The organism is Rugamonas sp. DEMB1 (assembly GCF_029834475.1).
GTDB classification, from domain to species: domain Bacteria; phylum Pseudomonadota; class Gammaproteobacteria; order Burkholderiales; family Burkholderiaceae_D; genus Rugamonas; species Rugamonas rubra.
This window is the reverse complement of the sequence record NZ_CP122407.1, coordinates 1,583,073-1,608,070: the sequence shown is the minus strand read 5'-3', so window position 1 is coordinate 1,608,070 and position 24,998 is coordinate 1,583,073. Positions and strand designations below refer to the sequence as shown.

17 protein-coding genes and 4 pseudogenes are annotated in these 24,998 nt (G+C 67.6%); 5 read left to right on the top strand and 16 right to left on the bottom strand.

Annotated elements, in window-relative coordinates:
* Nucleotides 1-60 precede the first annotated feature (60 nt).
* The 6 genes and pseudogenes from rpoS to QC826_RS07325 form a co-directional block, all read right to left on the bottom strand.
* Nucleotides 61-1,074, bottom strand: coding sequence for an RNA polymerase sigma factor RpoS (gene rpoS / locus QC826_RS07350; RefSeq protein WP_093388075.1), 1,014 nt, complete (start codon nucleotides 1,072-1,074; stop codon nucleotides 61-63).
* Between the two features lie 5 nt (nucleotides 1,075-1,079).
* Nucleotides 1,080-1,997 (bottom strand): peptidoglycan DD-metalloendopeptidase family protein, encoded by a 918-nt coding sequence (locus QC826_RS07345; protein WP_279765016.1) that lies wholly within the window; start codon nucleotides 1,995-1,997, stop codon nucleotides 1,080-1,082.
* Between the two features lie 49 nt (nucleotides 1,998-2,046).
* Nucleotides 2,047-2,949, bottom strand: coding sequence for a protein-L-isoaspartate(D-aspartate) O-methyltransferase (locus tag QC826_RS07340; RefSeq protein ID WP_279765015.1), 903 nt, complete (start codon nucleotides 2,947-2,949; stop codon nucleotides 2,047-2,049).
* Nucleotides 2,950-2,956: 7 nt separating this feature from the next.
* A pseudogene (surE, locus tag QC826_RS07335) lies at nucleotides 2,957-3,682 on the bottom strand (5'/3'-nucleotidase SurE); the annotation flags it as partial.
* Between the two features lie 91 nt (nucleotides 3,683-3,773).
* The gene (locus tag QC826_RS07330) at nucleotides 3,774-5,693 is read right to left on the bottom strand and encodes a KGGVGR-motif variant AAA ATPase (RefSeq protein ID WP_279765014.1); all 1,920 of its coding nucleotides are present in this window, start codon (nucleotides 5,691-5,693) and stop codon (nucleotides 3,774-3,776) included.
* Between the two features lie 9 nt (nucleotides 5,694-5,702).
* Nucleotides 5,703-6,305: a toll/interleukin-1 receptor domain-containing protein gene (locus tag QC826_RS07325; RefSeq protein WP_093388068.1), complete on the bottom strand. Its 603-nt coding sequence runs from the start codon at nucleotides 6,303-6,305 to the stop codon at nucleotides 5,703-5,705.
* Between the two features lie 204 nt (nucleotides 6,306-6,509).
* Here QC826_RS07325 and QC826_RS07320 point away from each other — a divergent pair, with 204 nt between their 5' ends.
* Entirely contained in the window at nucleotides 6,510-7,490 is a 981-nt protein-coding gene (locus tag QC826_RS07320; protein ID WP_279765013.1) for an NADPH:quinone oxidoreductase family protein, read from the top strand.
* 247 nt (nucleotides 7,491-7,737) lie between these two features.
* Here QC826_RS07320 and QC826_RS07315 read toward each other — a convergent pair.
* Nucleotides 7,738-9,815 (bottom strand): annotated as a pseudogene (locus QC826_RS07315) (ATP-dependent DNA helicase).
* A 150-nt stretch (nucleotides 9,816-9,965) separates the two neighbouring features.
* Complete coding sequence (locus QC826_RS07310; protein ID WP_093388065.1) at nucleotides 9,966-10,166, bottom strand: YdcH family protein; 201 nt, start codon at nucleotides 10,164-10,166, stop codon at nucleotides 9,966-9,968.
* Nucleotides 10,167-10,376: 210 nt separating this feature from the next.
* Between QC826_RS07310 and QC826_RS07305 the strand changes: the two genes are divergently transcribed.
* Nucleotides 10,377-11,183: a PP2C family serine/threonine-protein phosphatase gene (locus QC826_RS07305; RefSeq protein ID WP_279765012.1), complete on the top strand. Its 807-nt coding sequence runs from the start codon at nucleotides 10,377-10,379 to the stop codon at nucleotides 11,181-11,183.
* 24 nt (nucleotides 11,184-11,207) lie between these two features.
* Here the strand turns inward: QC826_RS07305 and QC826_RS07300 are convergent, their stop codons facing one another.
* The 7 genes and pseudogenes from QC826_RS07300 to QC826_RS07270 all read right to left on the bottom strand — a co-directional run bounded on the left by QC826_RS07300 (nucleotide 11,208) and on the right by QC826_RS07270 (nucleotide 20,573).
* Nucleotides 11,208-11,936 (bottom strand): hypothetical protein, encoded by a 729-nt coding sequence (locus QC826_RS07300; protein WP_279765011.1) that lies wholly within the window; start codon nucleotides 11,934-11,936, stop codon nucleotides 11,208-11,210.
* Nucleotides 11,937-11,953: 17 nt separating this feature from the next.
* Nucleotides 11,954-13,050: pseudogene (gene zapE / locus QC826_RS07295) on the bottom strand (cell division protein ZapE).
* Nucleotides 13,051-13,216: 166 nt separating this feature from the next.
* Nucleotides 13,217-14,653, bottom strand: a complete 1,437-nt coding sequence (lpdA, locus tag QC826_RS07290) for a dihydrolipoyl dehydrogenase (RefSeq protein WP_279765010.1) — start codon at nucleotides 14,651-14,653, stop codon at nucleotides 13,217-13,219.
* Nucleotides 14,654-14,656: 3 nt separating this feature from the next.
* On the bottom strand, nucleotides 14,657-15,004 hold the full coding sequence (locus QC826_RS07285) for a PspC domain-containing protein (RefSeq protein WP_279765008.1): 348 nt from the start codon (nucleotides 15,002-15,004) through the stop codon (nucleotides 14,657-14,659).
* A 102-nt stretch (nucleotides 15,005-15,106) separates the two neighbouring features.
* A complete protein-coding gene (odhB, locus tag QC826_RS07280; RefSeq protein WP_279765007.1) occupies nucleotides 15,107-16,342 on the bottom strand; it encodes a 2-oxoglutarate dehydrogenase complex dihydrolipoyllysine-residue succinyltransferase in 1,236 nt (411 codons plus the stop codon).
* Between the two features lie 66 nt (nucleotides 16,343-16,408).
* Nucleotides 16,409-19,264 (bottom strand): 2-oxoglutarate dehydrogenase E1 component, encoded by a 2,856-nt coding sequence (locus tag QC826_RS07275; RefSeq protein WP_093388054.1) that lies wholly within the window; start codon nucleotides 19,262-19,264, stop codon nucleotides 16,409-16,411.
* Nucleotides 19,265-19,655: 391 nt separating this feature from the next.
* Nucleotides 19,656-20,573, bottom strand: a complete 918-nt coding sequence (locus QC826_RS07270) for a LysR family transcriptional regulator (protein ID WP_279765006.1) — start codon at nucleotides 20,571-20,573, stop codon at nucleotides 19,656-19,658.
* A 105-nt stretch (nucleotides 20,574-20,678) separates the two neighbouring features.
* Between QC826_RS07270 and QC826_RS07265 the strand changes: the two genes are divergently transcribed.
* Nucleotides 20,679-21,569: an MBL fold metallo-hydrolase gene (locus QC826_RS07265; RefSeq protein WP_279765005.1), complete on the top strand. Its 891-nt coding sequence runs from the start codon at nucleotides 20,679-20,681 to the stop codon at nucleotides 21,567-21,569.
* Between the two features lie 118 nt (nucleotides 21,570-21,687).
* On the opposite strand, the gene QC826_RS07260 is transcribed toward QC826_RS07265, so the two are convergent.
* Nucleotides 21,688-22,278: a GNAT family N-acetyltransferase gene (locus QC826_RS07260; RefSeq protein ID WP_279765004.1), complete on the bottom strand. Its 591-nt coding sequence runs from the start codon at nucleotides 22,276-22,278 to the stop codon at nucleotides 21,688-21,690.
* A gap of 39 nt (nucleotides 22,279-22,317) precedes the next feature.
* Between QC826_RS07260 and QC826_RS07255 the strand changes: the two are divergent.
* Nucleotides 22,318-23,916, top strand: a pseudogene (locus QC826_RS07255) (PAS domain S-box protein); the annotation flags it as partial.
* A 136-nt stretch (nucleotides 23,917-24,052) separates the two neighbouring features.
* Nucleotides 24,053-24,913: a putative bifunctional diguanylate cyclase/phosphodiesterase gene (locus QC826_RS07250; protein WP_279765003.1), complete on the top strand. Its 861-nt coding sequence runs from the start codon at nucleotides 24,053-24,055 to the stop codon at nucleotides 24,911-24,913.
* The last annotated feature ends 85 nt before the right edge of the window (nucleotides 24,914-24,998 follow it).

Below are 24,998 nucleotides of genomic sequence, written 5' to 3'. Positions count from 1 at the left end.
GACCCTAGGGTCTGACCCTAGGTTTGCGCCGCTTGGATTGGCTGAAAGCGCAGGCGTCGCTTACAGTAGGGAGTCGCGCACCACGCCGCGCGCCGCCATGGCGCGCTTCAGCTTGACCAGCGCCTCCTGCTGGATCTGGCGCACCCGCTCGCGCGTCACGCCCATCTCCTCGGCCAGGGTTTCCAGGGTGGCCGGGTCGTCGTTGTCCAGGCCGAAGCGGCGCATGATGACGATGCGCTGCTTGTCGGGCAGCTTGGTCAGCCAGTCGCGCACCAGCACCGTCATCTCGCGGTGCTCGGCGCGGGCGTCCGGGCTGTCCTCGGCGTCGCCGGGCAGCATGTCCATCAGCGAGGACTGCGGGTCGTTGTCGAGCGGGGCGTCGAGCGAGGTGGCGTGCTCGGACAGGGCGAGGATGTCCTGCACCTCCTCGACCGGGCGGCCGACCAGCTCGGCGATGTCCTCGGCGGTGGCGTCCTTGCCGTTGTGGTGCAGCGCCTCGAGGTGGTATTTGCCGCGCAGGATCTGGTTCAGCTCGCGCACCATGTGCACCGGCAGGCGCACCGTGCGGGCCTGGTTCATGATGGCCCGCTCGATGCTCTGGCGGATCCACCAGGTCGCGTAGGTGGAAAAACGGAAGCCGCGCTCGGGCTCGAACTTGTCGATGGCGCGCATCAGGCCGATGTTGCCCTCCTCGATCATGTCGAGCAGCACCACGCCACGGTTGATGTAGTGCTTGGCGATCGACACCACCAGCCGCAGGTTGTGCTCGATCATGGTCTGGCGCGCCTTGAAGTCTCCCTGCTTGGCCAGGGTGGCGAAGTGGACCTCCTGCGGCGCCGTCAGCAGCGGGCGCGTGCCGATCTGGTTCAGGTAATGCTGGGTGGTGTCGGTCGACAGCTCGGCCGCCAGCACCTTCTTCAACTCGTCGACACTCTCCAGCACGGCGCCGACCTCGACCGGCGCCTCGCCCTCGCCCGCTTCGATGGCGTCGACGGCTAGGTCATCGCTCGATTCGTCCGGGAACTCCTCCGGTGCCGAATCGTCATCCATCTGGTCGGGCGGCATATGTGTCATGGTCGCTAACGGTTAGGCAGGAATTTCGACGGGTCCACCGGCTTGCCCTGCTGCCGGATTTCGAAGTGCAGCTTGACGCCGTCGGCGTCCGAATCGCCCATTTCGGCGATCATCTGTCCCTTGTTGACGCTCTGCCCCTCCTTCACAACGATGCTGCGGTTGTGCGCGTAGGCCGACAACAAGCTGTTACTGTGCTTCACGATAACGAGATTACCATATCCGCGAATGCCGCTGCCGGCGTACATGACTTTTCCGGCGCCGGCAGCCACGACTTGTTGCCCGGCCTTGCCGGCGATGTCGACACCCTTGTTCTTGCCCTCGTCGAAGGTGGCGACGACGCGCCCCTCGGACGGCCACATCCAGCTCAGCTTCTCGTCGTCGGCCGGCGCGGCGGCGGCCGGCGCGCTCGGCGCCGCCACGGCCGGGGCCGGCGCGGCGGCCGTGGCCGGCTTGCCGTTGTCGCCCTCGGGGCGTTGCAGCTCGGCCAGCGCGGCGTCGGTATAGGCCCGCTTGTCGGCCTTCGGCCCGCTCTTGCGCGGCACCGGCGCGGCCGGCGCCGGCTTGCTCTCGGCCGGCGGCATGACGATGGCCGAGGTCTGCACGCCGGCCGCGCCGGCGTCCGGCGGCAGCACGCGCAGCACCTGGTCGACCTTGATCGCGTCCGGGTTGGCCAGGTTGTTCCAGCTCACCAGGTCGCGGTAGTTCTGGCCGTGCTCGAGGGCGATGCGCAGCAAGGTGTCGCCCTTCTTGACGGTGTACAGGCCGCGCTCGTCGCGGCCGCGCTGCGCGTCCTCGCTCGGCGTCGACGGCTTGGGCAGGGGCGCGTTGCGCTCGACCACCGGCGCCTGGTTGGGGGTGGTGCTGCAGGCGCTCAACAGCGCCAGCGAGATGCTCAGAACAAGCAGGGAACTTTTATTAGTCATTCTCATCTTAATAGGTCTATCTGGTCGCCCGCGGCCGGGCCGGGCCGGCTCAGGCCGTGCCCGGCCGCAGCGGGACGAAGTGGCAGTCTTCCAGGGTTTCGCTGACCCACTCGGCCTTGCCGGTGCGGGTGATCAATTCCAAATGTTGCGCGCGCGCGCCCACCGGCGCCACCAGGCGGCCGCCGATGGTCAGCTGCTCGAGCAGGGCGCGCGGCACCTCCAGGCCGGCGGCGGCCAGGATGATGCCGTCGAAGGGCGCCGCCTGCGGCAGGCCAAGCATACCATCTCCGTAGTGCAAGCGCAGGTTCGCCACGCGCAGCGGCCGCAGGTTGCTCTTGGCCAACTCGTGCAGCGGCTTGATGCGCTCGATCGAATACACCTCCTGCGCGACGCGCGACAACACCGCCGCCTGGTAGCCGCAGCCGGTGCCGATCTCGAGCACGCGGCGCAGCGTGCCGCCGTTGCGCATCACCTCGATCATGCGCGCCACGATGTAGGGTTGGGAAATGGTCTGGTGGTGGCCGATCGGCAGCGAGGCGTCGATATAGGCCTGCGAGGCCAGCGCCTCCTCCATGAACAGATGGCGCGGCACCGTCTCCAGCGCGGCCAGCACCTGCTGGTCCTTGACGCCCTGCTTGGCGACGCGCGCCACCATGGCGCGGCGCACCGCCTCGGACACCAGCGGGTTCTGCCGTGGCGCGGCGGCGGGGGCCGGCTGGGCCCGCTCCATGGCGTAGCCGTGCGACTTCGACGGCGAGGCGCCGCCGGCGCCGGCGCGGGCGGCCGGGCCGGCCTGCGCCGCGCCCGGCCGGGCGGCCTGCTGGGCCGCGCTCAGGGCGGCGTTCTGGGTCGCCGTCTGCGGCGTGGCGACCGGCGCGAACAGCGCCGTTTTCTTGGCCTTGTCGACCACCGAGGACAGCGGCAGCGGGAAGCTGCGCGGTTTGCCGTTCATGCCAGGCCCTTGCCAGCGCGTCGAGTTGGGTGCTGTGGGTCAGGTCGATCTGCAGCGGGGTGATCGAGACCTGGCCCTGGGCGACGGCGTGGAAGTCGGTGCCGGCGCCGGCGTCCTTGGTGGCGCCGGGCGGGCCGATCCAGAAGATCTCCTTGCCGCGCGGGTCGAGCGCGCGGATCACCGGCTCGGCCTGGTGGCGCCGGCCGAGCCGGGTGGCCACCACCGGGCCGAAGCGTTCGTAGGGCAGGTTCGGGATGTTGACGTTGAGCAGGTAGGGGCGCGCCAGCGTGTCGAAGCGGCGCAGCACGATGTCGCGCGCCAGGCGGGCGGCGTCCTCGATGTGCTCCCAGCCGTGCGAGCCCTGCGAGAAGGCGATCGCCGGGATGCCGAACAGATAACCCTCGGTGGCGGCGGCCACGGTGCCCGAGTACAGCGTGTCGTCGCCCATGTTGGGACCGTTGTTGATGCCCGACACCACCAGGTCGGGCCGGTAGGCTAGCATGCCGGTGAGCGCGACGTGGACGCAGTCGGTCGGCGTGCCGTTGACGAAGTAGAAACCGTTGGCCGCCCGCTGCACCGACAAGGGCCGGTCCAGCGACAGCGAGTTGGAGGCGCCGGAGCGGTTGCTGTCGGGCGCCACCACGACGATGTCGGCCACGGCGGCGAGCGCCTCGGCCAGGGCGTTGATGCCGGGGGCGAGGTAGCCGTCGTCGTTACTGATTAGGATTCTCATACGCCGATTTTAACCGAAGCGATGGCCGGAAGCGCGAACCGGCGGCCCCGCCGGCAGATAAATTTATTGCCGACGGGAAAATGCCGCCACATCAGCGGCGCCGCCCCGGCGCCGGCGCCGCGCCGCCCAGCTCGAGCGGCTCGGGCCGCTCGGCGACCAGGCCGGCCACCTCGTCGAGCTCGCCCAGCTGCGCCAGCGCGCTGTAGTCGGGGCATTCCAACTGCTGGCACAGCTCGCGCACGCTGGCCGCCTCGCCCAGCTGGCGCAACACCTCGTCGAGCTGCTGGCGCGCCGCCCGCGTCTCCGGATGGGCCGCGCCCAGGCGCTGGGTGCGCGCCTCGACGACGGTGCTGAACAGGCCGCGCGCCGCCTCGAACTGGCGCAGCTGGGCCAAGGTGCGCGCCAGCGCCGACTTGCCGCGCAGCGTGTCCGGGTGCTCGGCGCCGAGCAGGCGCTTGCGCGCCGCCACCACCTGCTGCTGGGCGTCGCGCGCCGCCTCGAGCTCGCCGCGCAGGGCCAGCAGCTCGGCGCGCGCCGCCTTGCATTCGAGCGTCAGCAGGTGCTCGCCGCCGAGCAGGCGCAGGTAGGCCTCGAGCACCGCGTCCTGGATCGCCAGCGCGGCGCCGCTGTCGCCCCGCAAGGCCAGCGTGGCGGCCAGGCTGGCGCGCGCCGCCAGCGTGTCGAGGTGCTCGGCGCCGAGCTGGCGGGCGCGCGCCTCGACCACGCACTGCTCGAGGAACTCGGCCTCGTCGAGCCGGCCCTGCTGGCGCAGCAGGCCGGCCAGGTTGCTCTTGCTGAGCAGGGTGTCGACATGGTCCTCGCCGAGCACGCGCTGGCGCAGGCTCATACTTTCCTCGAAGCAATGGGCGGCCTGGCCGGCCTTGCCCTCGCGGCGGTACAGCTCGCCCAGCCGGTTCAGGTCGCGCGCCAGCGGCAGCGACTGGGCCCGCGGGCTGCCGTCCTCGAGCGCCTGGCGCGCCTCGCCGATGGAGGCCAGCAGGTGGATCTCGCGGCTCGACTGCCAGGGGAAGTAGCCGCCGGCCAGCCATTCGAGGAAGGCCTCGAAGGTGCGCGTCAGCGAGAAGCGGTCGCCGCCCTGGTCGATGCGCACGGCCAGCTGCTCGCCGTAGGCGAAGGTCTTGGTCTGCTGCAGCTGCACCTCGTCGAAATAGCTGTCCATCAGGGCGTGCTGCAGGCCGTAGCAGTCGCGCAGCAGCTCCTCGAAGATCGGCTGGTAGCCGGCGATGCCGCGCGCCGCGTCGCCCCGGCGCCACTGGGCGCGCTGCTCGCTGTCGCCCATCTCTATGCGCGAGGGCAAGGGGTAGACCAGCAGCTGGCGCTGCTCGTCCTCGTGGCTGCGGCGGTAGGCGGCGGCGCGCGCCACCAGCGCCTGCACGCCCTCCAGGCTTTGCCGGTTGGGCGTGAAGACCACCACCAGCTTGCGCGGCAGCAAGGTGGTGCAGATGCCGGCGCTGTCGCTGCGGCCGGTGCGCGAGTCGACCAGCACGTAGCGGAAGTGGCGCGCCAGGTTGTCGGCGAAGCAACGGAACAGCGCCGGGCAGGCGTCGAACAGCGTGTCCCAGTGGATCGCGGCGAGCCGCTCGCCGTAGCTGGCGTCGAAGCGGCCGGCGCGCATCAGGTACAGCGGGCTGCTCTGGTCGACCCGGCAGACGTACTGCTCCCAGTCGATGGCGGCCAACACCTGGCGCGCCAGCTCGGCGTCGTCCTGGCCGCCGCGGCCACGGCGGCGCTGCAACTGCTCGCCGCAGGCCTCGAAGAACTCCAACACGCCGGGGCCTTCCTCGTGCTGCGGGAAGTAGTGGTGCAGGCCCGGCGCCTCCAGGTCCCAATCTATCATCAGGGTCGGCACCGTCGCGTTCTGCCGCTTGGCCAGCAGCACGGCGATGTTGGACAGGGCCATGGTGCGGCCCGTGCCCCCCTTGTAGGAATAGAAGGTGACGACTTCGCCGGGCGCGGTCAGCGGCGGCAGGGACAGGCGGGTGAGTTCCATGGCGAACCTTTAGCGTGGGAAGTGGGGGGGAGGAATGGCGCGCCATTCCGGCGGAATGTCGGGCAGCACGAAACGGCTGCAATCATGCCCGGGCGGCATGTAGCGTTTCAGACAATGGTAGTGGGCGGCGATGCGCTGCACGATGCGCTCTATGTCGGGCAGGTAGTCGGGATTGGTCTTCAGGTCGCCGGTGGCCAGGGTGTAGCGCGAGAAATCCACATACATGCCGCCGGTGATCTGCGGCGGCAGGCTGAGCGGGTGGCGCGTCATGATGACGGGAATGATCAGGTGGCTGGGCAGCGCGTACCACTGTTTGCGCTCGTCCTCGATCAATTGCATGGCGGCAAATTCGCGCCGGGTGTAGGGGTGCGCCTCGTACTTCGGCGTGTAGATGACGATCATGCAGACGCTCTCGCACAGGGCGGTGGCGATGCGGCTGTCGAGGTCGTCGCCGCCGCCGAGTTGCTCGCTGTCGACAAACAACTCCCTCTCGGAATCGAAATGGGGTTCCAGATAGCACTTCAGGGCGTCGACCAGATCGTTCTTGAACTTGCTCATGAACGCATGCCGGCCATGCGCGTAACTAAAGAAACAGCCGTAGCGGATCGCCATGACATCCCTCCGTTTCTTTTCCACGCAAGATGCTGCGCACTAACCAACTCTAACAATCCCCTACCCCGCCACTTTGCGCCGGCGCAAAGGCGTAGCAAAATGAAAACACCGATTGCGCTGGCGCCATTTCAGGCATAATTGGAAAAACCAAACGGTCGTACTATTTTCAGCCACACCCATCCAACCGAGAACGGAGACACACAAATGAAAGCCATCGTATGCAAGGCCTGGGGCCTGCCCGACACCCTGGTCGTCGAGGAACTGGCGGCGCCGCTGCCGGCCGCCGGCCAGGTGGTGGTCGAGGTGCGGGCCGCCGGCGTCAACTTCCCGGACGTGCTGATCATCCAAGGCAAGTACCAGTTCAAGCCGGAGCTGCCGTTCACCCCGGGCAGCGAGGTGGCCGGCGTGGTCAGCGCGGTGGCGCCCGACGTGACCGGCTTCAAGGTCGGCGACCGGGTCATCGCCTTCACCGCGACCGGCGGTTTCGGCCAGCAGTTGGCGGTGCCGGCGCAGGCCCTGATGCCCATGCCGCCCGGCATGGATTTCGACACCGCCGCCGCCATCACGCTGACCTACGGCACCTCGCACCACGCCGTGGTCGATAGGGCCGCGCTAAAATCTGGCGAGACCATGCTGGTTCTTGGCGCGGCCGGCGGGGTCGGCCTGGCCGCCATCGAGATCGGCAAAGCGCTGGGAGCCCGCGTCATTGCCGCCGCTTCGAGCGACGAGAAGCTGGAAGTGTGCAAGGCGCACGGCGCCGACGCCGTGATCAACTACAGCAAGGAAGATTTGCGCGAGGCGATCAAGGCGGCCACCGGCGGCAAGGGACCGGACGTGGTCTACGACCCGGTCGGCGGCGACTACAGCGAGGCGGCCTTCCGTTCCATCGCCTGGCGCGGCCGCTATCTGGTGGTCGGCTTCGCCAACGGCGAGATCCCCAAGCTGCCGCTCAACCTGACCCTGCTCAAGGGCGCCTCGCTGGTCGGCGTGTTCTGGGGCGAGTTCGCCAAGCGCGAACCGAAGGCCAACCTGGCGGCCATGCGCGAGCTGCTCGGCTGGTTGGCGGAGGGCAAGATCAAGCCGCGCATCTCGGCCCGCTACGCGCTGGCCGACACCGCCCGCGCGCTCGAGGACATGGCCGCGCGCAAGGTCACCGGCAAGGTGGTGATCCTGCCGCAGGCTTGATCCGGGCTCGACGGCGGCCCCGCCCCGCCTTGATTGAATGGCAAGAATGTCAAGCGCGGAGCGGCCGCCGACATGAAAACGGGGCGCCGACATCGCTGTCGGCGCCCCGTTTTTTTACCCCTAGCCCGCGACGCCGAAGCCGGGGTCTGACCCCTGCGGCGCCAAGGCGGGGGGTCAGACCCCTTTGCTTGCGGGGTAAGGCCGGCATTCCAGTACGCCGTGAAGAAACCAAAAAGACTACCGAAAGTTACGAATCAGAATCTTTAGCGGCGGCGTTTCCAGCCGTCGTCGGCGGCAGGTTGCGGAAAAATTCCAGCACCTCGGCCTCCTCGCGCGAGCGCTTGAACGGCGGCAGGGACTGCCAGATGCGCCGGCCATACGGCTTGGAGATGACGCGCGGATCGCACAACATCAGCACGCCACGGTCGCCCTCGTCGCGGATCAGGCGGCCGGCGCCCTGCTTCAAATTGATGATCGCCTCCGGCAGGGTGTGGTGCATGAAGCCGTTCTTGCCCTGCTTTTCCATCACCTCGATGCGCGCCGCCAGCACCGGATCGTCGGGCGGGGCGAAGGGCAGCTTGTCGATGATGACCAGCGACAAGGCCTCGCCGCGCACGTCGACGCCCTCCCAGAAGCTCTGGCTGCCGATCAGCACGCCGTTGCCGGACTTGCGGAACTGGTCGAGCAGCTCGGTGCGGCCCTTGTCGCCCTGCACGAACAGCGGATACGGCAGCCCGCGCTTGGCGAACTCGTCGCGCAGGCGCTCGGCCGCCCGCTTCACCGCGCGCAGCGTGGTGCAGAGCAGGAAGGTGCGGCCGCCGGCCGCCTCGATGATCGGCAGCGCCTTGTCCAGCACCACGTCGGTGTAGCCCATCGAATTCGGGTCCGGCATGTTCTGCGGCACGTAGAGGATGCCCTGCTTCTCGTAGTCGAAGGGGCTGGGCCAGCTGCGCGCCGGCTCGTCGGCCAGGCCCATCTGCTCGGCGAAGTGCTTGAAATCGTTCTTCACGGCAAGCGTCGCCGAGGTGAAGATCCAGCTGCGCGGCACGCCCTCGCGCTGGCCGTTGAAGATCGGCGCGATCGACAGCGGCGTCTTGTGCAGCTGCAGCGAGGTGGTGTAGGCCTCGACCCAGAACACCGCCTCCTCGCCCGGCGTGACGCGCGCCTTCGGGTCGAACTTCCACGCCGCCAGCTGCTGCGCCAGCTCGACGCCGCGCACGCGGCACTGTTCCAGCGTCTCGGCGCGCACCGCCTGGGTCTCGAGCACGGCGATCATGCCGTCCAGCTCGTCCTTCAAATGCTGCAGCGCCGGGAAGAAGTCGCTCGACGGCGCGATCTGCGCCAGCGACATGCGCACGATGTCCTGCGAGAAAGTCAGGCGCAGGTCGCGCGCCGCCTTCTCCACCACGGTGACCACCTTGCCCCAGTCGGCGCCGTCGCGGGCGTTGGACAGGCCTCGGCCAGCACGTCGCGGCACAGCTCGAGCACCTGCGAGGTGGAGAAGGTGTCGCCGAAGAACAGGGTCGCCGTGTCGGGCAGCTGGTGCGCCTCGTCGAAGATGATGGTGTTGGCCGACGGCAACAGCTCGGCCACGCCGGTGTCCTTCAGCGCCACGTCGGCGAAGAACAGGTGGTGGTTGACCACCACCACGTCGGCCTGCTGCGCCTCCTTGCGCGCCTTCATGACGAAGCAGTCCTGGTAGTACTGGCACTCGGCGCCCATGCAGTTGTCGCGGGTCGAGGTGACCAGGTTCCAGATCAGCGCGTTCTCCGGCACCCGCGCCAGCTCGGCCTTGTCGCCCGAACTGGTCATTTTGATGAAGCGCGAAATCTCGCGCAGGTTGCCGACGTCCTCGCGCGAGGTCATGCGGCCGTTCTGCAGCGTGCGCTCGAGGTGGTAGTGGCAGACGTAGTTCGAGCGGCCCTTGAGCAAGGCCACCGAGACGGGCGCCTGCAGCGCCGCGCGCACGGTCGGAATGTCGCGCAGGAACAACTGGTCCTGCAAGTTCTTGGTGCCGGTGGAGACGATGGTCTTGCCGCCCCACATCAGCGCCGGCACCAGGTAGGCGAAGGTCTTGCCGGTGCCGGTGCCGGCCTCGGCGATCAGGGTGGTCTGCTTGGCGATGGCGTCGGCGATCGCCTTGGCCATGTCGGTCTGCGAGCGGCGCGGCCGGTAGTCGCCCACCGCCGGGCCGAGCGGGCCGCCGGCGCCGAACAGGCGTTCGATGTCGGCGTCGTGGCGGCCGGGCTCGACCCAGGGCTCGGCGGCGGCCGGCGCCTCGGCGGCGTCGGCCGGCCCGGGCGCGGCGGCGGCCGGCGGCGGCACCAGGCGCGCGCGCGGCGCGGCCGCGCCGGTGCTGGCGGCCACGGCGGTCGGAATGGGGGAAGCTGCCTGCTCGTCGGCGGGCGCCGCAGGCGTCAAGTGTTGTTCGGTCAAAGTATGCTTTGGTGAGGCCGGCGGCGCGCGGGGCGCCGCTCAGGCCGGGACATCGGGCACTAGTTGCATTTTTAGCAAAGTGATATAGTCTTTCAGCTGCAATTTGCGCTTCTTCAGGCGGCGCAGTTGCAGTTGGTCGTGGTGGCCGTCGAGCGTGAGCATGTCGATGACCGCGTCCAGATCGCGGTGTTCCACGTCGAGTTCAATCAGGCGCCGCTGTATTTCTTGTGCATCAGTCATGGTTCTCAGTTTTCTGTTACAAATTGTTCAGTGCGTTCCGGACAGATACGCATACAATCATTTTGCAAATAGTTTCGCTTGGCCAACCTCTGCTTGCAACAAAACTGCTTACCGGTGCATAGTTTAATCTACGGCGGCCCTGCCGCCAACCAGATTGATACCCAGCGCGGGCCAGCGCGCGATCGAGCTCTCCAGGACACCGCGTATTCTATGGGCAACTACAAGATCGAGGCCGGCACGGCCCAGCACATCGGCAACCGGACTCTACAGCAGGACCGCGTCGCCCTCTACACCGCCGCCGGCGCGCCCGGCTATGTGATGGCGCTGCTGGCCGACGCCGGCGGCGGCGGCGGCGTCATCGCGGCCGACCAGGTGCTGCTGACCGGCAAGCACCTGCTCGACGAGTTCCGCCCCGGCGAGGCGCCCGGCACGGCCCGGCTGCAGGCGCTGCTGCGCCAGATCGCCGCCGAGGCCCACCAGATCATCCGTATGAACCCGATCGCCGCCGCCAGCGAGCCGCAGGCGGCGATGGTGGTGCTGCTGCTGACGCCGCTGGGCCAGGCGCTCTGGGCCCATGTCGGCGACGCCCGCCTCTACCAGTTTAGCGGCGCCCAATGCGTCCAGCGCAGCAACGACGACGCCTACGTCGCCCATTTGATCGAGGTCGACCGGCTGCCGGCCGAGGCGGCGCGCAGGCACCGCGCCACGCGCGCGCTGAGCAATGTGCTGGGCCACGGCCTGAAACCGCCCTTCGTCACCGTCGGCAGCCACCAGGGCCTGCGGCCGGGCGACAGCTTCCTGTTGTGCTCGGACGGCCTGTGGCAGTACTTCGCCGACGGCGAGCTGGCCGCCGTGCTGGCGCGCAACACGCCACGGCTGGCGGCCGAATTGCTGATCAACAAGGCCATCGAACGGGCCAAGGGCAAGGGCGACAATTGCAGCATGGCCATCGTCAAGCTGGTCGCGCCGCCCGACGCCGAGGCCATCGCCGGGCAAAAGAACACCCGCGTGCCCTGAGCGGCCGCGGCGGCGCCGGCGCCGTCAGCGCTTGGCGGCGGCCGCCGCTGCGGCCGCGGCGGCCTTCTTCTCGGCGGCCGCCTCCTGCTTCTGCTTGGCGTCCAGCTTGGCCGCCTTGTCCGCCTTGCGGGCGGCGACGTCGCGCTGGCGCTGCGCCGACAGCGCGGCCTTCTTCTCGAAGGCGGCGGCGTTGGCGGCGCGCTGGCCTGCGCTGGCGGCCTCCTCGGCCTGCTGGCGCCGCAGCTTGGCGTCGTAGGCCTCCTGCCGCTGCTGCAGGCTGGGCCCGGACGGCGGCGCGCGCGGCGTCTCGGCGGCGCCGACCAGCGGCACCGGTTTGGCCGGCTGCGCCAGGCGCGCGGCCTGTTCGACCTCGTCCTTGCGGATGCGCTCGGCCAGCTCCTGGTCGCGCCGCTCGACCGACTCGACCCGCTTGAAGTGGTTGGCCTCGACCTCGACCGCGCGCAGTTCCGACAGGGCGACGCGGCGCACCTCCTTGGCCTTGTCCAGGCAGCGGTTGACGAAGAACAGCGTGTAGCAGACCTGTTCCTCGGCGGCGTAGCGGGCGTGCGCGGCGGCGCGGTCCTTGGCCACCTGGGCCAGGGTGGCGTCGGCCTGCTCGACCGAATGGCTTTCCGGCACGCGCGGCGCGCCGATCGGCTCCTGGCCGACGCCCTGGGCGGCGGCCGGCCCCGGCGCGGCCAGTGCCAGCGCGGTGGCCAGCGCCAGCGCCGTCGTGGTGATACGTTTCATCATGCTCATCCTTGTTTGCTTCAAGACAGCGCGGCGGCGGCGCCGCGCTGTTCCTTGTCCATGTATTCGCGCGACTGCATCTCGACGATGCGCGAGACGGTGCGGTGGAACTCGTTCGACAACACGCCGTTGGTGTACAACTCCTCCGGCGCCACCTCGGCCGACATCAGCAGCTTCACGCCCTGGTCGTAGAAGACGTCGATCAACCAGGTGAAACGGCGCGCTTCGGACGACATCGACGCCGACATCATCGGAATCTCGGACAATATCACGGTATGGAAGCGGCTGGCGATTTCCAGGTAGTCGTTCTGCGAACGGGGACCGCCGCACAGGGTGTTGAAATCGAACCAGATGGTGGTGCCGGCGCGGCGCAGCGCGCGGATCTCGCGGCTTTCGATGCGCACGCAGGGTCCTCGTCGGCCTGCTCGGCGATCTTGGCGTAGGCCTCGCGCAGGGCGCGGTCGGTGGCCGCGCCGAGCGGCGTGTAGTAGCAGTCGACCTGCTCCAGCGCCCGGCCGCGGTAGTCGATGCCGGCGTCGATGTTCATCACGTCGAGGCGCTCCTTGAGCAGGGCGATGGTGGGCAGGATGCGGTCGCGGTGCAGGCCGTCCGGATACAGCGTGCCCGGCTCGTAGTTGGAGGTCATGATGAAGGAGACGCCGTTGTCGAACAGCGCCTTCAACAGGTTGTACATGATCATCGCGTCGGCCACGTCGGAGATGTGGAACTCGTCGAAGCAGATCAGCCGGTATTTCTTGGCGATGCGGCGCGCCACCTCGTTGAGCGGGTCGGCCACGCCGGTCAGCTCGTCGAGTTCGCGGTGCACGCCGCGCATGAATTCGTGGAAGTGCAGCCGGGTCTTGCGCACCAGCGGCACCACCGAATAGAAACTGTCCATCAGGAAAGACTTGCCGCGCCCCACGCCACCCCACATGTAGACGCCGCGCGGCACGTCGGGCCGGTTGATCAGGCGTTTGAAGCTGTTCGAGCGCTGGCCCTTGTACTCGACCCACTCGTCGTAGCAGCGCTGCAGTCGCTCGACGGCACGGCCTTGCGCCTCGTCGGCCTTGAAATCGCGTTGCTCCAACGCATGCTGGTAAAACTCTTGGACGTTCATGTGGTTCAATTCTGTGCGACGACTGCGCAAAAAAAATGGCGGGCCAGGCCCGCCCTACGGCAATGATGATCGAGTCTTGCCCGCGCACCCGGATGGCCGGGGACAGAACCCAGGGTCAGACCCTAGGGTCTGACCCTACATTCTCGGCGCGGGTAAGGCCGCGATCTTAGAAGTTCAAGGTGCGCTTGTCGATCGCCAGCGCGGCTTCCTTGGTCGCTTCCGACAGCGATGGGTGGGCGTGGCAGATGCGCGCGATGTCCTCGGCCGAAGCCTTGAATTCCATCGCCACGACGGCCTCGGCGATCAGCTCGGAAGCCATCGGTCCGATGATGTGCACGCCGAGGATCTCGTCGGTGGTGGCGTCGGCCAGGAACTTGACCATGCCCGAGGTGTCGCCCAGCGCGCGGGCGCGGCCGTTGGCCATGAACGGGAAGGTGCCTGCCTTGTAGGCGATGCCGGCGGCTTTCAGCTGCTGCTCGGTCTGGCCTACCCAGGCGATTTCCGGCGAGGTGTAGATCACCCAGGGAATCGTGTTGAAGTTGGTGTGGCCGTGCTGGCCGGCGATACGCTCGGCCACGGCAACGCCCTCTTCCTCGGCCTTGTGCGCCAGCATCGGGCCGCGCACCACGTCGCCCACCGCCCACACGTTCGGCAGGTTGGTCTTGCAGTCGCCGTCGACGGCGATGAAGCCGCGCTCGTCGAGTTGCAGGCCGACCTTGTCGGCGGCCAGGCCGTTGGTGTTCGGCGTGCGGCCGATCGAGATGATCAGCTTGTCGAACACGGCGGTCTGCGCCTCGCCCTTGGCGTTTTCGTAGGCCACGGAAACGTTGTTCTTGCCCGGGGTGATCTGGCCGATCTTGCAACCGAGGTTGATGTTCAGGCCCTGCTTGGCGAACAGCTTGCCGGCTTCCTTGGCGATCTGCTCGTCGACCGCGCCGAGGAACACCGGCAGGCCTTCCAGCACGGTCACTTCGGAACCCAGGCGGCGCCACACGCTGCCCATTTCCAGACCGATGACGCCGGCGCCGATCACGCCCAGCTTGGCCGGCACGGCGTCGATCGCCAGTGCGCCGGTGTTCGACAGGATCAGTTTCTCGTCGAACGGCGCGCCCGGCAGTTCACGCGCGTTGGAGCCGGTCGCCACGATGACGTGCTTGGCGTTGATGGTCTCGTTGGCCGGGGCCGACACGCTCAGCGGGTAGCCTTCCGCGGTGGCGGCGCCGGCGAAGCTGGCGCGGCCGTGGAAGAAGGTCACCTTGTTCTTTTTGAACAGGAAGACGATGCCGTCGTTGTTCTGCTTGACGATGGTGTCCTTGCGCTTGAGCATCTGGCCGAGGTTCAGCTTCAGGCCGGAGACGTCGATGCCGTGGTCGGCGAAGGAGTGGCCGGCGTGCTCGTAGTGCTCGGACGATTGCAGCAGCGCCTTCGACGGGATGCAGCCGACGTTGGTGCAGGTGCCGCCCAGGGCCGGGCCGCCCTTGGCGTTTTCCGCCGCGTCGACGCAGGCGACCGAGAAGCCCAGCTGGGCCGCGCGGATGGCCGCGATGTAGCCGCCTGGGCCGCCACCGATGACGACGACGTCGAATTGTTTAGTTGTGCTCATTTTTTAGTTCCCAATCTGTTCTTCGTCCGGGACGAAGATCCATAGCAGTATGTAAATCACCAGTCCGAAGCCGAACGACAGCGTGAACAACACGAAGATCAAGCGCCAGATCCACGACTCCATGCCGGAGGCCTGGCCGAGGCCGCCGCAGACGCCGCCCAGCCAGCGGTCGCGTGGCGAGCGGCGGAAGCGGTTGAATTCCTGCACCAGCTCGCTGCCACCCTCGCCGTTGCTCTTGTCGAGCGCCGGACCGCTGAGCAGGCGCGCCTTGGCCTGGGCGAATTCCGCGTCGGACAGGGCGCCGGCCTGGTTCAGTTCGTGCAAACGTTTGATTTCTTCGGAGACGCTCATGCTTGACCTCTCTGGATAGACCCGCGACCGCAAAGCCAGGGTCAGACCCTAGGGTCTGACCCTCAACGCACGGTCGCGGGTGGACGGGTGACGACGTCGAAATTACAGGTCCAGCAGCAGGCGGGCCGGATCTTCCAGCGCTTCCTTCATGGCGACCAGGCCCAGCACGGCTTCGCGGCCGTCGATGATGCGGTGGTCGTAGGACATCGCCAGGTAGTTCATCGGACGGATGACGATCTGGCCGTTTTCGACCACGGCGCGGTCCTTGGTGGCGTGCACGCCCAGGATGGCCGACTGTGGCGGGTTGATGATCGGGGTCGACAGCATCGAGCCGAAGGTGCCGCCGTTGGAGATCGAGAAGGTGCCGCCGGTCAGGTCGTCCAGGGTCAGCTTGCCTTCCTTGGCCTTGGCGCCGAATTCACCGATCTTCTTCTCGATGTCGGCGATCGACATCTGGTCGGCGTTGCGCAGGATAGGCACCACCAGGCCGCGTGGCGAACCGACGGCGATGCCGATGTCGAAGTAGCCGTGGTAGACGATGTCGTTGCCGTCGACCGAGGCGTTGATGATCGGGTATTTCTTCAGCGCGGCAACGGCGGCCTTGACGAAGAAGGACATGAAGCCCAGCTTGACGCCGTGCTCTTTCTCGAACTTGTCCTTGTACTTGTTGCGCAGTTCCATCACGGGAGCCATGTTCACTTCGTTGAACGTGGTCAGGATGGCGTTGGTCGACTGCGACTGCAGCAGGCGCTCGGCGATACGGGCGCGCAGGCGGCTCATCGGCACGCGCTCTTCCGGACGCTCGCCCAGGCTGGCGGCGCTAGGCGCGGCCACTTGCTGCAGGGCCGGCTTGGCGGCCGCTGGTGCCAGCGCTGCCGGAGCGGCGGGCTTGACCGCCACGGCGGCCAGGGCGTCGCCCTTGGTGACGCGGCCGTCTTTGCCGGAGCCGGCCACTTGCGCGGCGCTCATGTTGGCTTCCGACAGGATCTTGGCGGCGGCCGGCATGGCGACGTCGCCCTTGTTGGCTGCGGCAGGTGCGGCGGCGGCTGGCGCGGCGGGCGCGGCCGACACTTCCATCGGGCTGACCTTGGCCGAGCCTTCGGTGTCGATGATGGCGATGATTTCGCCGGCGACGACGGTGGCACCGTCGCCCTTGATGATTTGTACGATGACGCCGGCGGCCGGGGCCGGCAGTTCCAGCACCACCTTGTCGGTTTCGATGTCGATCAGGTTCTCGTCGCGGGCGACGGACTCGCCGACCTTCTTGTGCCAGGTGAGCATGGTCGCTTCGGCGACCGATTCGGACAGCTGGGGTACTTTAACTTCGATTTGTGCCATGTAAAACTCCGTGTTTGTATTGTTATCGCGGCGCCGCGTCAGCCTGGGCTGCGCGGCGCTCCATCGTTATTTGGTGAGGATGAAACCCTTGAGCTTGGAGAACGCGGTCTCCAGCAGTTCCTTCTGCTGCGCATAGTGCTTGTCGTAGTAACCGACCGCAGGCGAGGCCGAGGCCGGGCGACCGGCGTAGGCCAGGCGCTGACCAGCGTCCATGCTCTCGAAGATGTTGTGCTGGATCTGGAACCATGGGCCCTGATTCTGCGGCTCGTCCTGCGCCCAGACCACTTCGGCCAGGTTGGGGAACTTCTTCAACTCGGCGGCGAACGATTTGTGCGGGAACGGATACAGCTGCTCGACGCGGATGATCGCCGTGTCGGTCTGGCCGCGCGTTTTGCGGGCGTTGACCAGGTCGTAGTAGACCTTGCCCGAGCAGGCGACGACGCGCTTGACCTTTTTGGCGTCGATCTTCTCGTCCACTTCGCCGATGACGGTGTGGAACACGCCCTTGGCCAGGTCGGTCAGCGGCGAACCGGCGTCCTTGTTGCGCAGCAGCGACTTCGGCGTCAGGATCACCAGCGGCTTGCGGAACTGGCGCACCATCTGGCGGCGCAGCACGTGGAAGATCTGCGAGGCCGAGGTCGGCTGCACGACTTGCATGTTGTTGTCGGCGCACAGTTGCAGGAAACGCTCGGGACGGGCCGAGCTATGCTCCGGACCCTGGCCTTCGTAGCCGTGCGGCAGCATCATCACCAGGCCGCAGGCGCGGCCCCACTTCACTTCGCCGGAGCTGATGAACTGGTCGATCACCACTTGGGCGCCGTTGGCGAAGTCGCCGAACTGGGCTTCCCAGATGGTCAGGGTGTTCGGTTCGGCGCTGGCGTAGCCGTATTCGAAGGCCAGTACGGCCTCTTCCGACAGCACGGAGTCGATCACGGTGAACGGTGCCTGGCTGTCCGATACGTTGCACAGCGGCACGTACGAACCGGCATCCCACTTCTCGCGGTTCTGGTCGTGCAGCACGGCATGGCGGTGCACGAAGGTGCCACGGCCGGCGTCCTGGCCGGTCAGGCGGATGGCGTAGCCGGACGAGACCAGCGAGGCGTAGGCCAGGTGTTCGCCCATGCCCCAGTCCAGGTTCATTTCGCCGCGGCCCATGGTGGCGCGGTCGCCCAGCACCTTCTCGACCAGCGAGTGGACCTTGAAGTCTTCCGGCACGGTGGTGATGCGGGTGGCCAGGCGTTTCAGCTCGGTCATCGGCACGGCCGTGTCGGCGCTGTCGGTCCACTTGCGGTTCAGGAAAGGCAGCCAGTCGACGGCGTACTTGTTCTTGAAGTTGGAGATGACCGGGTCGACCGTGTGCTTGCCGGCGTCCATGGCGTCGCGGAAGGCGGCGACCATTTTCTCGCCGCCGTCGGCGGGAATGACGCCCTGCGCCACCAGCTTGTCCGCGTACAGCTTGCGGGTGCCCGGGTGCTGGCCGATCTTCTTGTACATCAGCGGCTGGGTCAGCGCAGGGGTGTCCTGTTCGTTGTGGCCCAGTTTGCGGTAGCAGATGATGTCGAGGACGATGTCCTTCTTGAACTCCATGCGGTAGTCGAGCGCGATCTGGGTCGCCAGCACGACGGCTTCCGGATCATCGGCGTTGATGTGCAGCACCGGCGCTTCGATCATCTTGACCACGTCCGAGCAATACAGCGTCGAGCGCGAGTCGCGCGGGTCGGAGGTGGTGAAGCCGATCTGGTTGTTGATGACGATGTGCACCGTGCCGCCCGTGCCGTAGCCGCGGGTCTGCGCCAGGTTCAGCGTTTCCATCACAACACCCTGGCCGGCGAAGGCGGCGTCGCCGTGCACCAGGATAGGCAGCACTTGCGCGCCTTCCTTGTCGCCGCGGCGGTCCATGCGGGCCTTGACCGAACCCTCGACGACCGGGTTGACGATCTCCAGGTGGGACGGGTTGAAGGCCAGCGACAGGTGGACCGGGCCGCCGGCGGTGGAGATGTCGGAGGAGAAACCTTGGTGGTACTTGACGTCGCCGGCCGGCAGGTCGTCGCCGTGCTTGCCTTCGAACTCTTCGAACAGCTCCTGCGGCGCCTTGCCCAGGGTGTTGACCAGCACGTTCAGACGGCCACGGTGGGCCATGCCGATGACGATCTCCTGCACGCCTTTTTCGCCGGCGCGCTGGATGGTCTCGTCCATCGAGGCGATGAAGGTCTCGCCGCCTTCGAGCGAGAAGCGCTTCTGGCCGACGTATTTGGTGTGCAGATAGCGTTCCAGGCCTTCGGCCGCGGTCAGGCGGTCGAGGATGTGGATTTTTTTCTCGGGGGTGAAACTCGGGGTCGAGCGGATCGATTCCAGCTTCTCCTGCAGCCAGCGCTTTTCGGCCGGGTCGGAGATGTACATGAACTCGGCACCGATCGAACGGGTGTAGGTGTCACGCAGGAAGTTGATCAGATCGCGCAGGGTCGCGGTTTCTGGACCGAAATAGGTATTGCTGATATTGAATACGGTGTCCATGTCCGCATCGGTGAAACCGTAGAAGCTCGGCTCCAGCTCGGGGATGGTCGGACGTTCCTGGCGTTGCAGCGGGTCCAGATTGGCCCAGTGCGTGCCCAGGTAGCGGTAGGCGGCGATCAGCTGGGTCGCGGCGACACGCTTGCGGCCCATTTCGGCGTCGGCGGAGGCGACCACGGTGCGGATCGGGCCGGCTTTGGCGCGTTCGGCGAAGGAGGCGATGACGTTGGCGTGGGCCACGTCGGGCTTGTTGGAACCATCGACGGCCGGCACGTGCTGCATGGCGTCGAAGTAGGCGCGCCAGTTGTCTGGCACGGAACCCGGGTTGTTGAGATACGCTTCGTACAGGTCTTCCACGTACGGTGCGTTCCCACCAAACAGGTAGGAGTTGGACGAGTGTTGTTGCATCATATTGCTCACCTTTCTTCGCGCTTCGCGAGATTAGCGGGTTAATCTAACCTTCCGCGACACGGCCTGACCGGTTAGCGGATTGCACATCAAGTTGTGGGGAAGGGCTAAGTTTCGTTCAATACTTTAAATACGGTCATTCAGGGTAGCACGCGGTATTGTATCCCAACAACCAATTGCGCGAGCGGATTGCACCGATAATTGTTTTGCTCAGGCCGCCAGTAGACACGCTTTCAGCGGCAATATTGGCATGAATTCAATGAATCGTGCGCGGGTTCGACGGGCGCGCCGGAGCCGCGCCTTTACCCCGCAAGCCGGGGGTCTGACCCCGTACGGGGTCAGACCCCCGACGCCGGCGTCGCGGGTCGGGGTGGCGGCGCGACAGGCCCGGGCATCAGCCCCGCCCGGCGCCGTGCGCCAGCCAGCTCGGATGGCCGGCGAACCAGGCCAACAGATGGTCGAGCATGGCGCGCAAGGCCGGCGGCATGTGCTGGCGCGAGGTGTAGATGCCGTGGATGCCCATCTGTTGCGGCAGGTGCTCGGGCAGCAGCGCCACCAGCTTGCCGGCGGCGATCAGCGGCGCCGCCGAATACAGCGGCTGCAGCGACACGCCGGCGCCCTCCACCGTCGCCGCCAGCAGCACCAAATCTTCGTTGGCCGACAGGTTGCCGCTGACCGGCACCGACAGCGTCTCGCCACGGTAACTGAACTGCCACAAACTCTTGCCGAAATAGGTGTAGGTCAGGCAGTTGTGGCCGGCCAAGTCCTCGGCGCGCAGCGGCGTGCCGCGCGCCGCCAGGTAGGCCGGCGCGGCGCACACCACCGAGGCGCAGTTGCCCAGCTGGCGGGCGATCAGGTTCGGCTCCAACGCGTTGGTGATGCGCAAGGCCAGGTCGATGCGTTGCTCCACCAGGTTGACGGCGCGGTTGTTGACCTGCAGGTCGACCGAGGTGTGCGGGTAGCGCCGCAGATACTCGCTGACGGCGCCGGCCAGCGCCGCCTGCGCCAGCGACTGCGAGCAGGTGATGCGCAGCAGGCCGCGCGGCGTGTCGGCCTCGTCGCTGGGGCCGACCTCGATGGCGTCGGCCAGCTCGAGCATGGCGCGGCAGCGCGCCAGGGTCCGCTCGCCGGCGTCGGTCAGGCTGAGCCGGCGCGTGCTGCGGTGCAGCAGGCGGGCGCCGGCCCAGTCCTCCATTTGCGCCAGGTAGCGCGTCACCATGGCGCGCGACATGTCGAGCACCTCGGCGGCGGCGATCATGCTGCCGCGCTCGGCGATGGCGACAAACACCTGGGCGGAAGTGATGCGATCCATGATTCGTCCGATCCATGCAATTGACTTGGTCGAATTATCCCCTTTTTCTATCGGATTAAGAAATTTAAGATACGTCCATCCCAACCCCATCCGAAAGAAAACATCATGTTCAAGCACACCATCCTGTCCGCCGCCCTCGCCGCCAGCACCGCCCTGGGCATGGTTCCCGCCTCGGCCGCCGCCGCCGCCCCCGCGCCGCTGAAGCTGGACGTGTTCAACCCGGGCGAGGCGGCGATCTTTCCGGTCGCCTCGGTGCTGGTCAGCGGCCACAAGGACGCGGTGTTGATCGACGCCCAGTTCTCCCGCGCCGAGGCGCTGAAATTGGTCGAGCTGATCCGCGCCAGCGGCAAGCGCCTGACCACCGTCTACGTCAGCCACGGCGACCCCGACTTCTACTTCGGCCTGGACGTCATCAAGGCGGCCTTCCCCGACGCGCAAATCGTCGCCAGCGCGCACACCGTGGCGGCGATGGAGAAGAAGGCCAAGGCCAAGGTCGGCTACTGGGGTCCGATTCTGAAGGACAACGCGCCGCAGGGCATCGTCATGCCGCAGGTGTTGAAGGGCGACACCATCAAGCTGGAAGGCCAGAGCCTGAAGATCGCCAGCGAGCACGGCGTGCCGGTCGAGCGCAGCTACGTCTGGATTCCGTCGATCAAGGCGGTGGTCGGCGGCGTGGTGTTGTTCAACGAGCTGCACGTCTGGACCGCCGACACGCAAACGCCGGAGTCGCGCCAGCAGTGGCTGGCCACGCTGAAGGGCATCGAGGCGCTCAAGCCGAGCACCATCGTGCCGGGCCACTTCAAGGTGGGCGCCCCGTTGACGGTCGACAGCATCGCCTTCACCCGCGACTACCTGCTGCGTTTCGAGCTGGAAAGCGCCAAGGCGGCCAACTCGGCCGAGCTGATCGCCACCATGAAGACGCTGTACCCGAGCGTCGGCCTGGCCGGCGCGCTCGACACCAGCGCCAAGGTCGCCAAGGGCGAGATCAAGTGGTAGTTCGATGCTAGCTGATACCGTGTCGCGCGCAAGCGACGCGGCTTGAGCGCAAACGGGCGGCGGTGGACGAAAGTCCCTGCCGCCCGTTTTCTATGCTGACAGCCTCAATTTCTCCCCCTCACGCCGCCACGGCCAGCTTTTCCTCCAGCACCCGCTTGACGGCCGGCCATTCGGCGCCGGTGATGCTGAAGATGACGGAGTCGCGCACCCTCCCCTCGCGCATCACCATATGGCTGCGCAACACGCCCTCCTGCTGCGCGCCGAGGCGGGCGATGGCGGCGCGCGACTTGGCGTTGAGGAAGTCGGTGAGGAACTCGACCCGGTTGCAGCCCCAGTGCTCAAAGGCGTGGCACAGCATCAAATACTTCGCCTCGGTGTTGACGTGGCTGCGCTGCCAGCTCTGGCCGATAAAGGTGAAGCCGATCTCGGCGCGCAGGTGCTTGGCGCGGATCTCGCGGAAGCGCGTGCTGCCGACCACCGCGCCGCTGGCGATGTCGATGGTGGCGAAGGCCAGTTCGCGGCCGGCGGCGTAGGCCGCCTCGGCGTCGGCCAGGAAGCCGTCGAGCTGCTCGGGGGGCGGCACGAAGGTGACCGGCAACTGCCACAGTTCGCCGTCGCCGATGGCCACGGCCAAGGCCGGCAGATGCGCCGCGCAGAGCGGCTCGAGGCGCACGCGGACGCCGCCCAGGGTGGTTTTTTCGACCTTCATGCGACCTCGGCAGTGATGACAATGGCAACACTATAGCCGATGCCGGCGCGACGCGTGCGCCGCCGCGCGCCCGCGCCCGCGCCTGCCTGCCGGCCGCGTCGCCTGCCGCCTGCCGCCTGCCGCTTGCCGCCACGGCGCCGACTGCAAATTTTGCCCGTTCAGTCCGGGAACGAGTGGCGCCGGCGCGGGTCTACCGTTAGTCGGGGGCGGCGTGCGCCCCCCACCAAGGAGAAGATGATGGCGGACGCCGACGAACCCCAGACAGCCGCCGGCAATCCGGCGTTCCTGGTCAGCTCGACAGGCAAGGTGGCGACCTGGAACGCCAGTTGCCAGGCCATGCTCGGCCACACCGAACACGAGGTGCTGCACCTGCCCCTGGTCGACCTGATCGCGGCGCCCGACCGCGCCGCCGTCGGCGAACACCTGCAACTGGCCGTGCCGCTGGCGATGGAATTCGACCTGAGCCTGCTGCGCGCCCGCGACGGCGAGCTCGCCACGCGGCTGAACCTGTTGCCGCAGTTCGGCAAGTCCCGCCACCTGATCGGCTATATCGCGCTGATCGTGCGCGACGGCAAGCTCGGCCGCATCGAGCTGGCCGAGGAGGTCGGCAACATCCCGCTCAAGTCGATGATGAACCTGATCGCCGGGCACTTCCTCATCAGCAATTCGGACGGCCGCTTCGTGCTGTGGAACCAGAGCATGGCGGCGGCCACCGGCATGTCCCCCGAGCAACTGGGCGCCATGCACATCGACGGCCTGTTTCCGCCGCCGGAGTGGCAGCGCCTGGGTCCGGCCATCGGCGAGGTGATGGCGCACGGCGAGCAGCTGTGCGCCGAGGCGCAGATCCGCACCCGCGACGGCGGCGAGACGCCCTACCTGATCAGCGCCATGCGGCTGGCCTACGGCGGCAAGCACTACCTGTGCGCGATGGGCTTCGACATCAGCGAGCGGCGCCGCGAACAGCGCGACCTGCTGGTGCGCGACCGCGCCCTGCACGCCGTCAGCAACGGCATCGTCATCTGCCGCTGCGAGGGCAAGGACAACCCGATCGAGTACGTCAACCCGGCCTTCGAGCGCATCACCGGCTACAGCATGGCCGAGGCGCTGGGGCGCGACTCGCGCTTCATGGCCGCGCCCGGCCTCGACGACGCCGAGCGGCGCCGCCTGCGCGGCGCCATCGACGCCCGCCTGGAGATCAACGTGGTGCTGCGCAACCTGCGCAAGGACGGCGAGCTGTTCTGGAACGAGTTGACCATCACCCCGGTGCGCGACGAGCGCGGCGAGGTCAGCCACTTCATCGGCCTGGTCAACGACGTCACCGCCCTCAAGCAGCGCACCGCCCACCTCGAGCACGAGGTCAACCACGACCCGCTGACCGGGCTGGCCAACCGCAACCTGCTGTGGGACCGCCTCGAGCAGGCGCTGCAGTCGGCGCAGCGCAACAAGTCGCTGGTGGCCACCATCCTGCTCGACCTGAACAAGTTCAAGTGCATCAACGACACCATGGGCCACGAGGTCGGCGACGAGGTGCTCAAGGTGGTGGCCAAGCGCCTGCAGGCCTCGGTGCGCGGCACCGACACGGTGGCCCGGCTGAGCGGCGACGAGTTCGTGCTGGTGCTGGCCGACCAGCCCTCGCTGCGCTTCGCGCTGCGCATGATCGAGCGGGTGCGCGAGGCTGAGCAAGCCGATCCAGTACGACGACACGCAGATCCCCATCTGCGGCGCGATCGGCGTCAGCATCTTCCCGCACGACGGCGTCAGCGCCTACGAGCTGGTGCGCGCCGCCGACACCGCCATGTACCACTCCAAGGAGGCCGGCAAGGGCGAGGTGCACTTCTTTTCGGTCGACATGAAGTCGACCACCGACGCCAAGCGGGCGCTGGAGGCGGAGATGCGCGAGGCGCTCGAGAACGAGCAGCTGTTCCTGCTGTTCCAGCCACGCCAGAGCCTGAGCACCTCGAAGGTCACCGGGGTCGAGGCGCTGCTGCGCTGGCGCCACCCCGAGCAGGGCGTGCTGCTGCCGGCCGCCTTCCTCGCCGACGCCGAGGAGAACGGCATGATCATCCCCTTCGGCGAATGGGTGCTCGAACAGGTCTGCCGCATGCTGCTGCGGCTCAAGGCGGCCGGCCGCGCCGGCCTGCCGATCACCATCAACAGCTCCTACCGCGAGTTCAGCCAGGGCAACTACATCAGCCGCATCGCCGCCAAGCTGGAGGAGTTCCAGCTGGCCCCGGCCAGCCTCGAGCTCGACATCCGCGAGGAGCACCTGCTGCGCAACCCGCACCTGAACAAGCCGGTGCTCGACCAGATCCGCCGGCTCGGCGTGTCCTTGGCGATCGACGACTTCGGCGCCGGCCTGACCAACCTGCGCTACCTGCAGGAGCTGCCGATGCAGCACCTGAAGATCGCGCGCAGCTCGGTCGGCTGCATCTGCCCGGTCACCAACAGCGGCGACCTGGTGCGCACGCTGATCGGCATCGGCCGCTCGCTGCACCTGCCGGTGGTGGCCGAGGGCGTCGAGAGCCTGGCGCAGCAGAACTTCCTGCGCCAGAACGGCTGCGACGAGATCCAGGGCAAGCAGTTCCACGAGCCGATGAGCGAGGCCGACCTGCGCCAGCTGCTCGACGCCGACTGAGCCGCGCGCGGCCGGACGGCGCGGCCGAACGGCGTGGCCGAACGGCGCGGCCGAACGGCGCGGCCGAACGGCGTGGCGGCGCGCC

Bases quoted from the DNA above. Each gene is read 5' to 3' on its own strand.
- QC826_RS07270 (WP_279765006.1), bottom strand. From the start codon at position 20,573: ATGGATCGCATCACTTCCGCCCAGGTGTTTGTCGCCATCGCCGAGCGC.
- QC826_RS07260 (WP_279765004.1), bottom strand. From the start codon at position 22,278: ATGAAGGTCGAAAAAACCACCCTGGGCGGCGTCCGCGTGCGCCTCGAG.
- QC826_RS07265 (WP_279765005.1), top strand. From the start codon at position 20,679: ATGTTCAAGCACACCATCCTGTCCGCCGCCCTCGCCGCCAGCACCGCC.
- rpoS (WP_093388075.1), bottom strand. From the start codon at position 1,074: ATGACACATATGCCGCCCGACCAGATGGATGACGATTCGGCACCGGAG.
- QC826_RS07325 (WP_093388068.1), bottom strand. From the start codon at position 6,305: ATGGCGATCCGCTACGGCTGTTTCTTTAGTTACGCGCATGGCCGGCAT.
- QC826_RS07340 (WP_279765015.1), bottom strand. From the start codon at position 2,949: ATGAACGGCAAACCGCGCAGCTTCCCGCTGCCGCTGTCCTCGGTGGTC.
- QC826_RS07305 (WP_279765012.1), top strand. From the start codon at position 10,377: ATGGGCAACTACAAGATCGAGGCCGGCACGGCCCAGCACATCGGCAAC.
- odhB (WP_279765007.1), bottom strand. From the start codon at position 16,342: ATGGCACAAATCGAAGTTAAAGTACCCCAGCTGTCCGAATCGGTCGCC.
- QC826_RS07330 (WP_279765014.1), bottom strand. From the start codon at position 5,693: ATGGAACTCACCCGCCTGTCCCTGCCGCCGCTGACCGCGCCCGGCGAA.
- lpdA (WP_279765010.1), bottom strand. From the start codon at position 14,653: ATGAGCACAACTAAACAATTCGACGTCGTCGTCATCGGTGGCGGCCCA.
- QC826_RS07345 (WP_279765016.1), bottom strand. From the start codon at position 1,997: ATGACTAATAAAAGTTCCCTGCTTGTTCTGAGCATCTCGCTGGCGCTG.
- QC826_RS07310 (WP_093388065.1), bottom strand. From the start codon at position 10,166: ATGACTGATGCACAAGAAATACAGCGGCGCCTGATTGAACTCGACGTG.
- QC826_RS07275 (WP_093388054.1), bottom strand. From the start codon at position 19,264: ATGATGCAACAACACTCGTCCAACTCCTACCTGTTTGGTGGGAACGCA.
- QC826_RS07285 (WP_279765008.1), bottom strand. From the start codon at position 15,004: ATGAGCGTCTCCGAAGAAATCAAACGTTTGCACGAACTGAACCAGGCC.
- QC826_RS07320 (WP_279765013.1), top strand. From the start codon at position 6,510: ATGAAAGCCATCGTATGCAAGGCCTGGGGCCTGCCCGACACCCTGGTC.
- QC826_RS07300 (WP_279765011.1), bottom strand. From the start codon at position 11,936: ATGATGAAACGTATCACCACGACGGCGCTGGCGCTGGCCACCGCGCTG.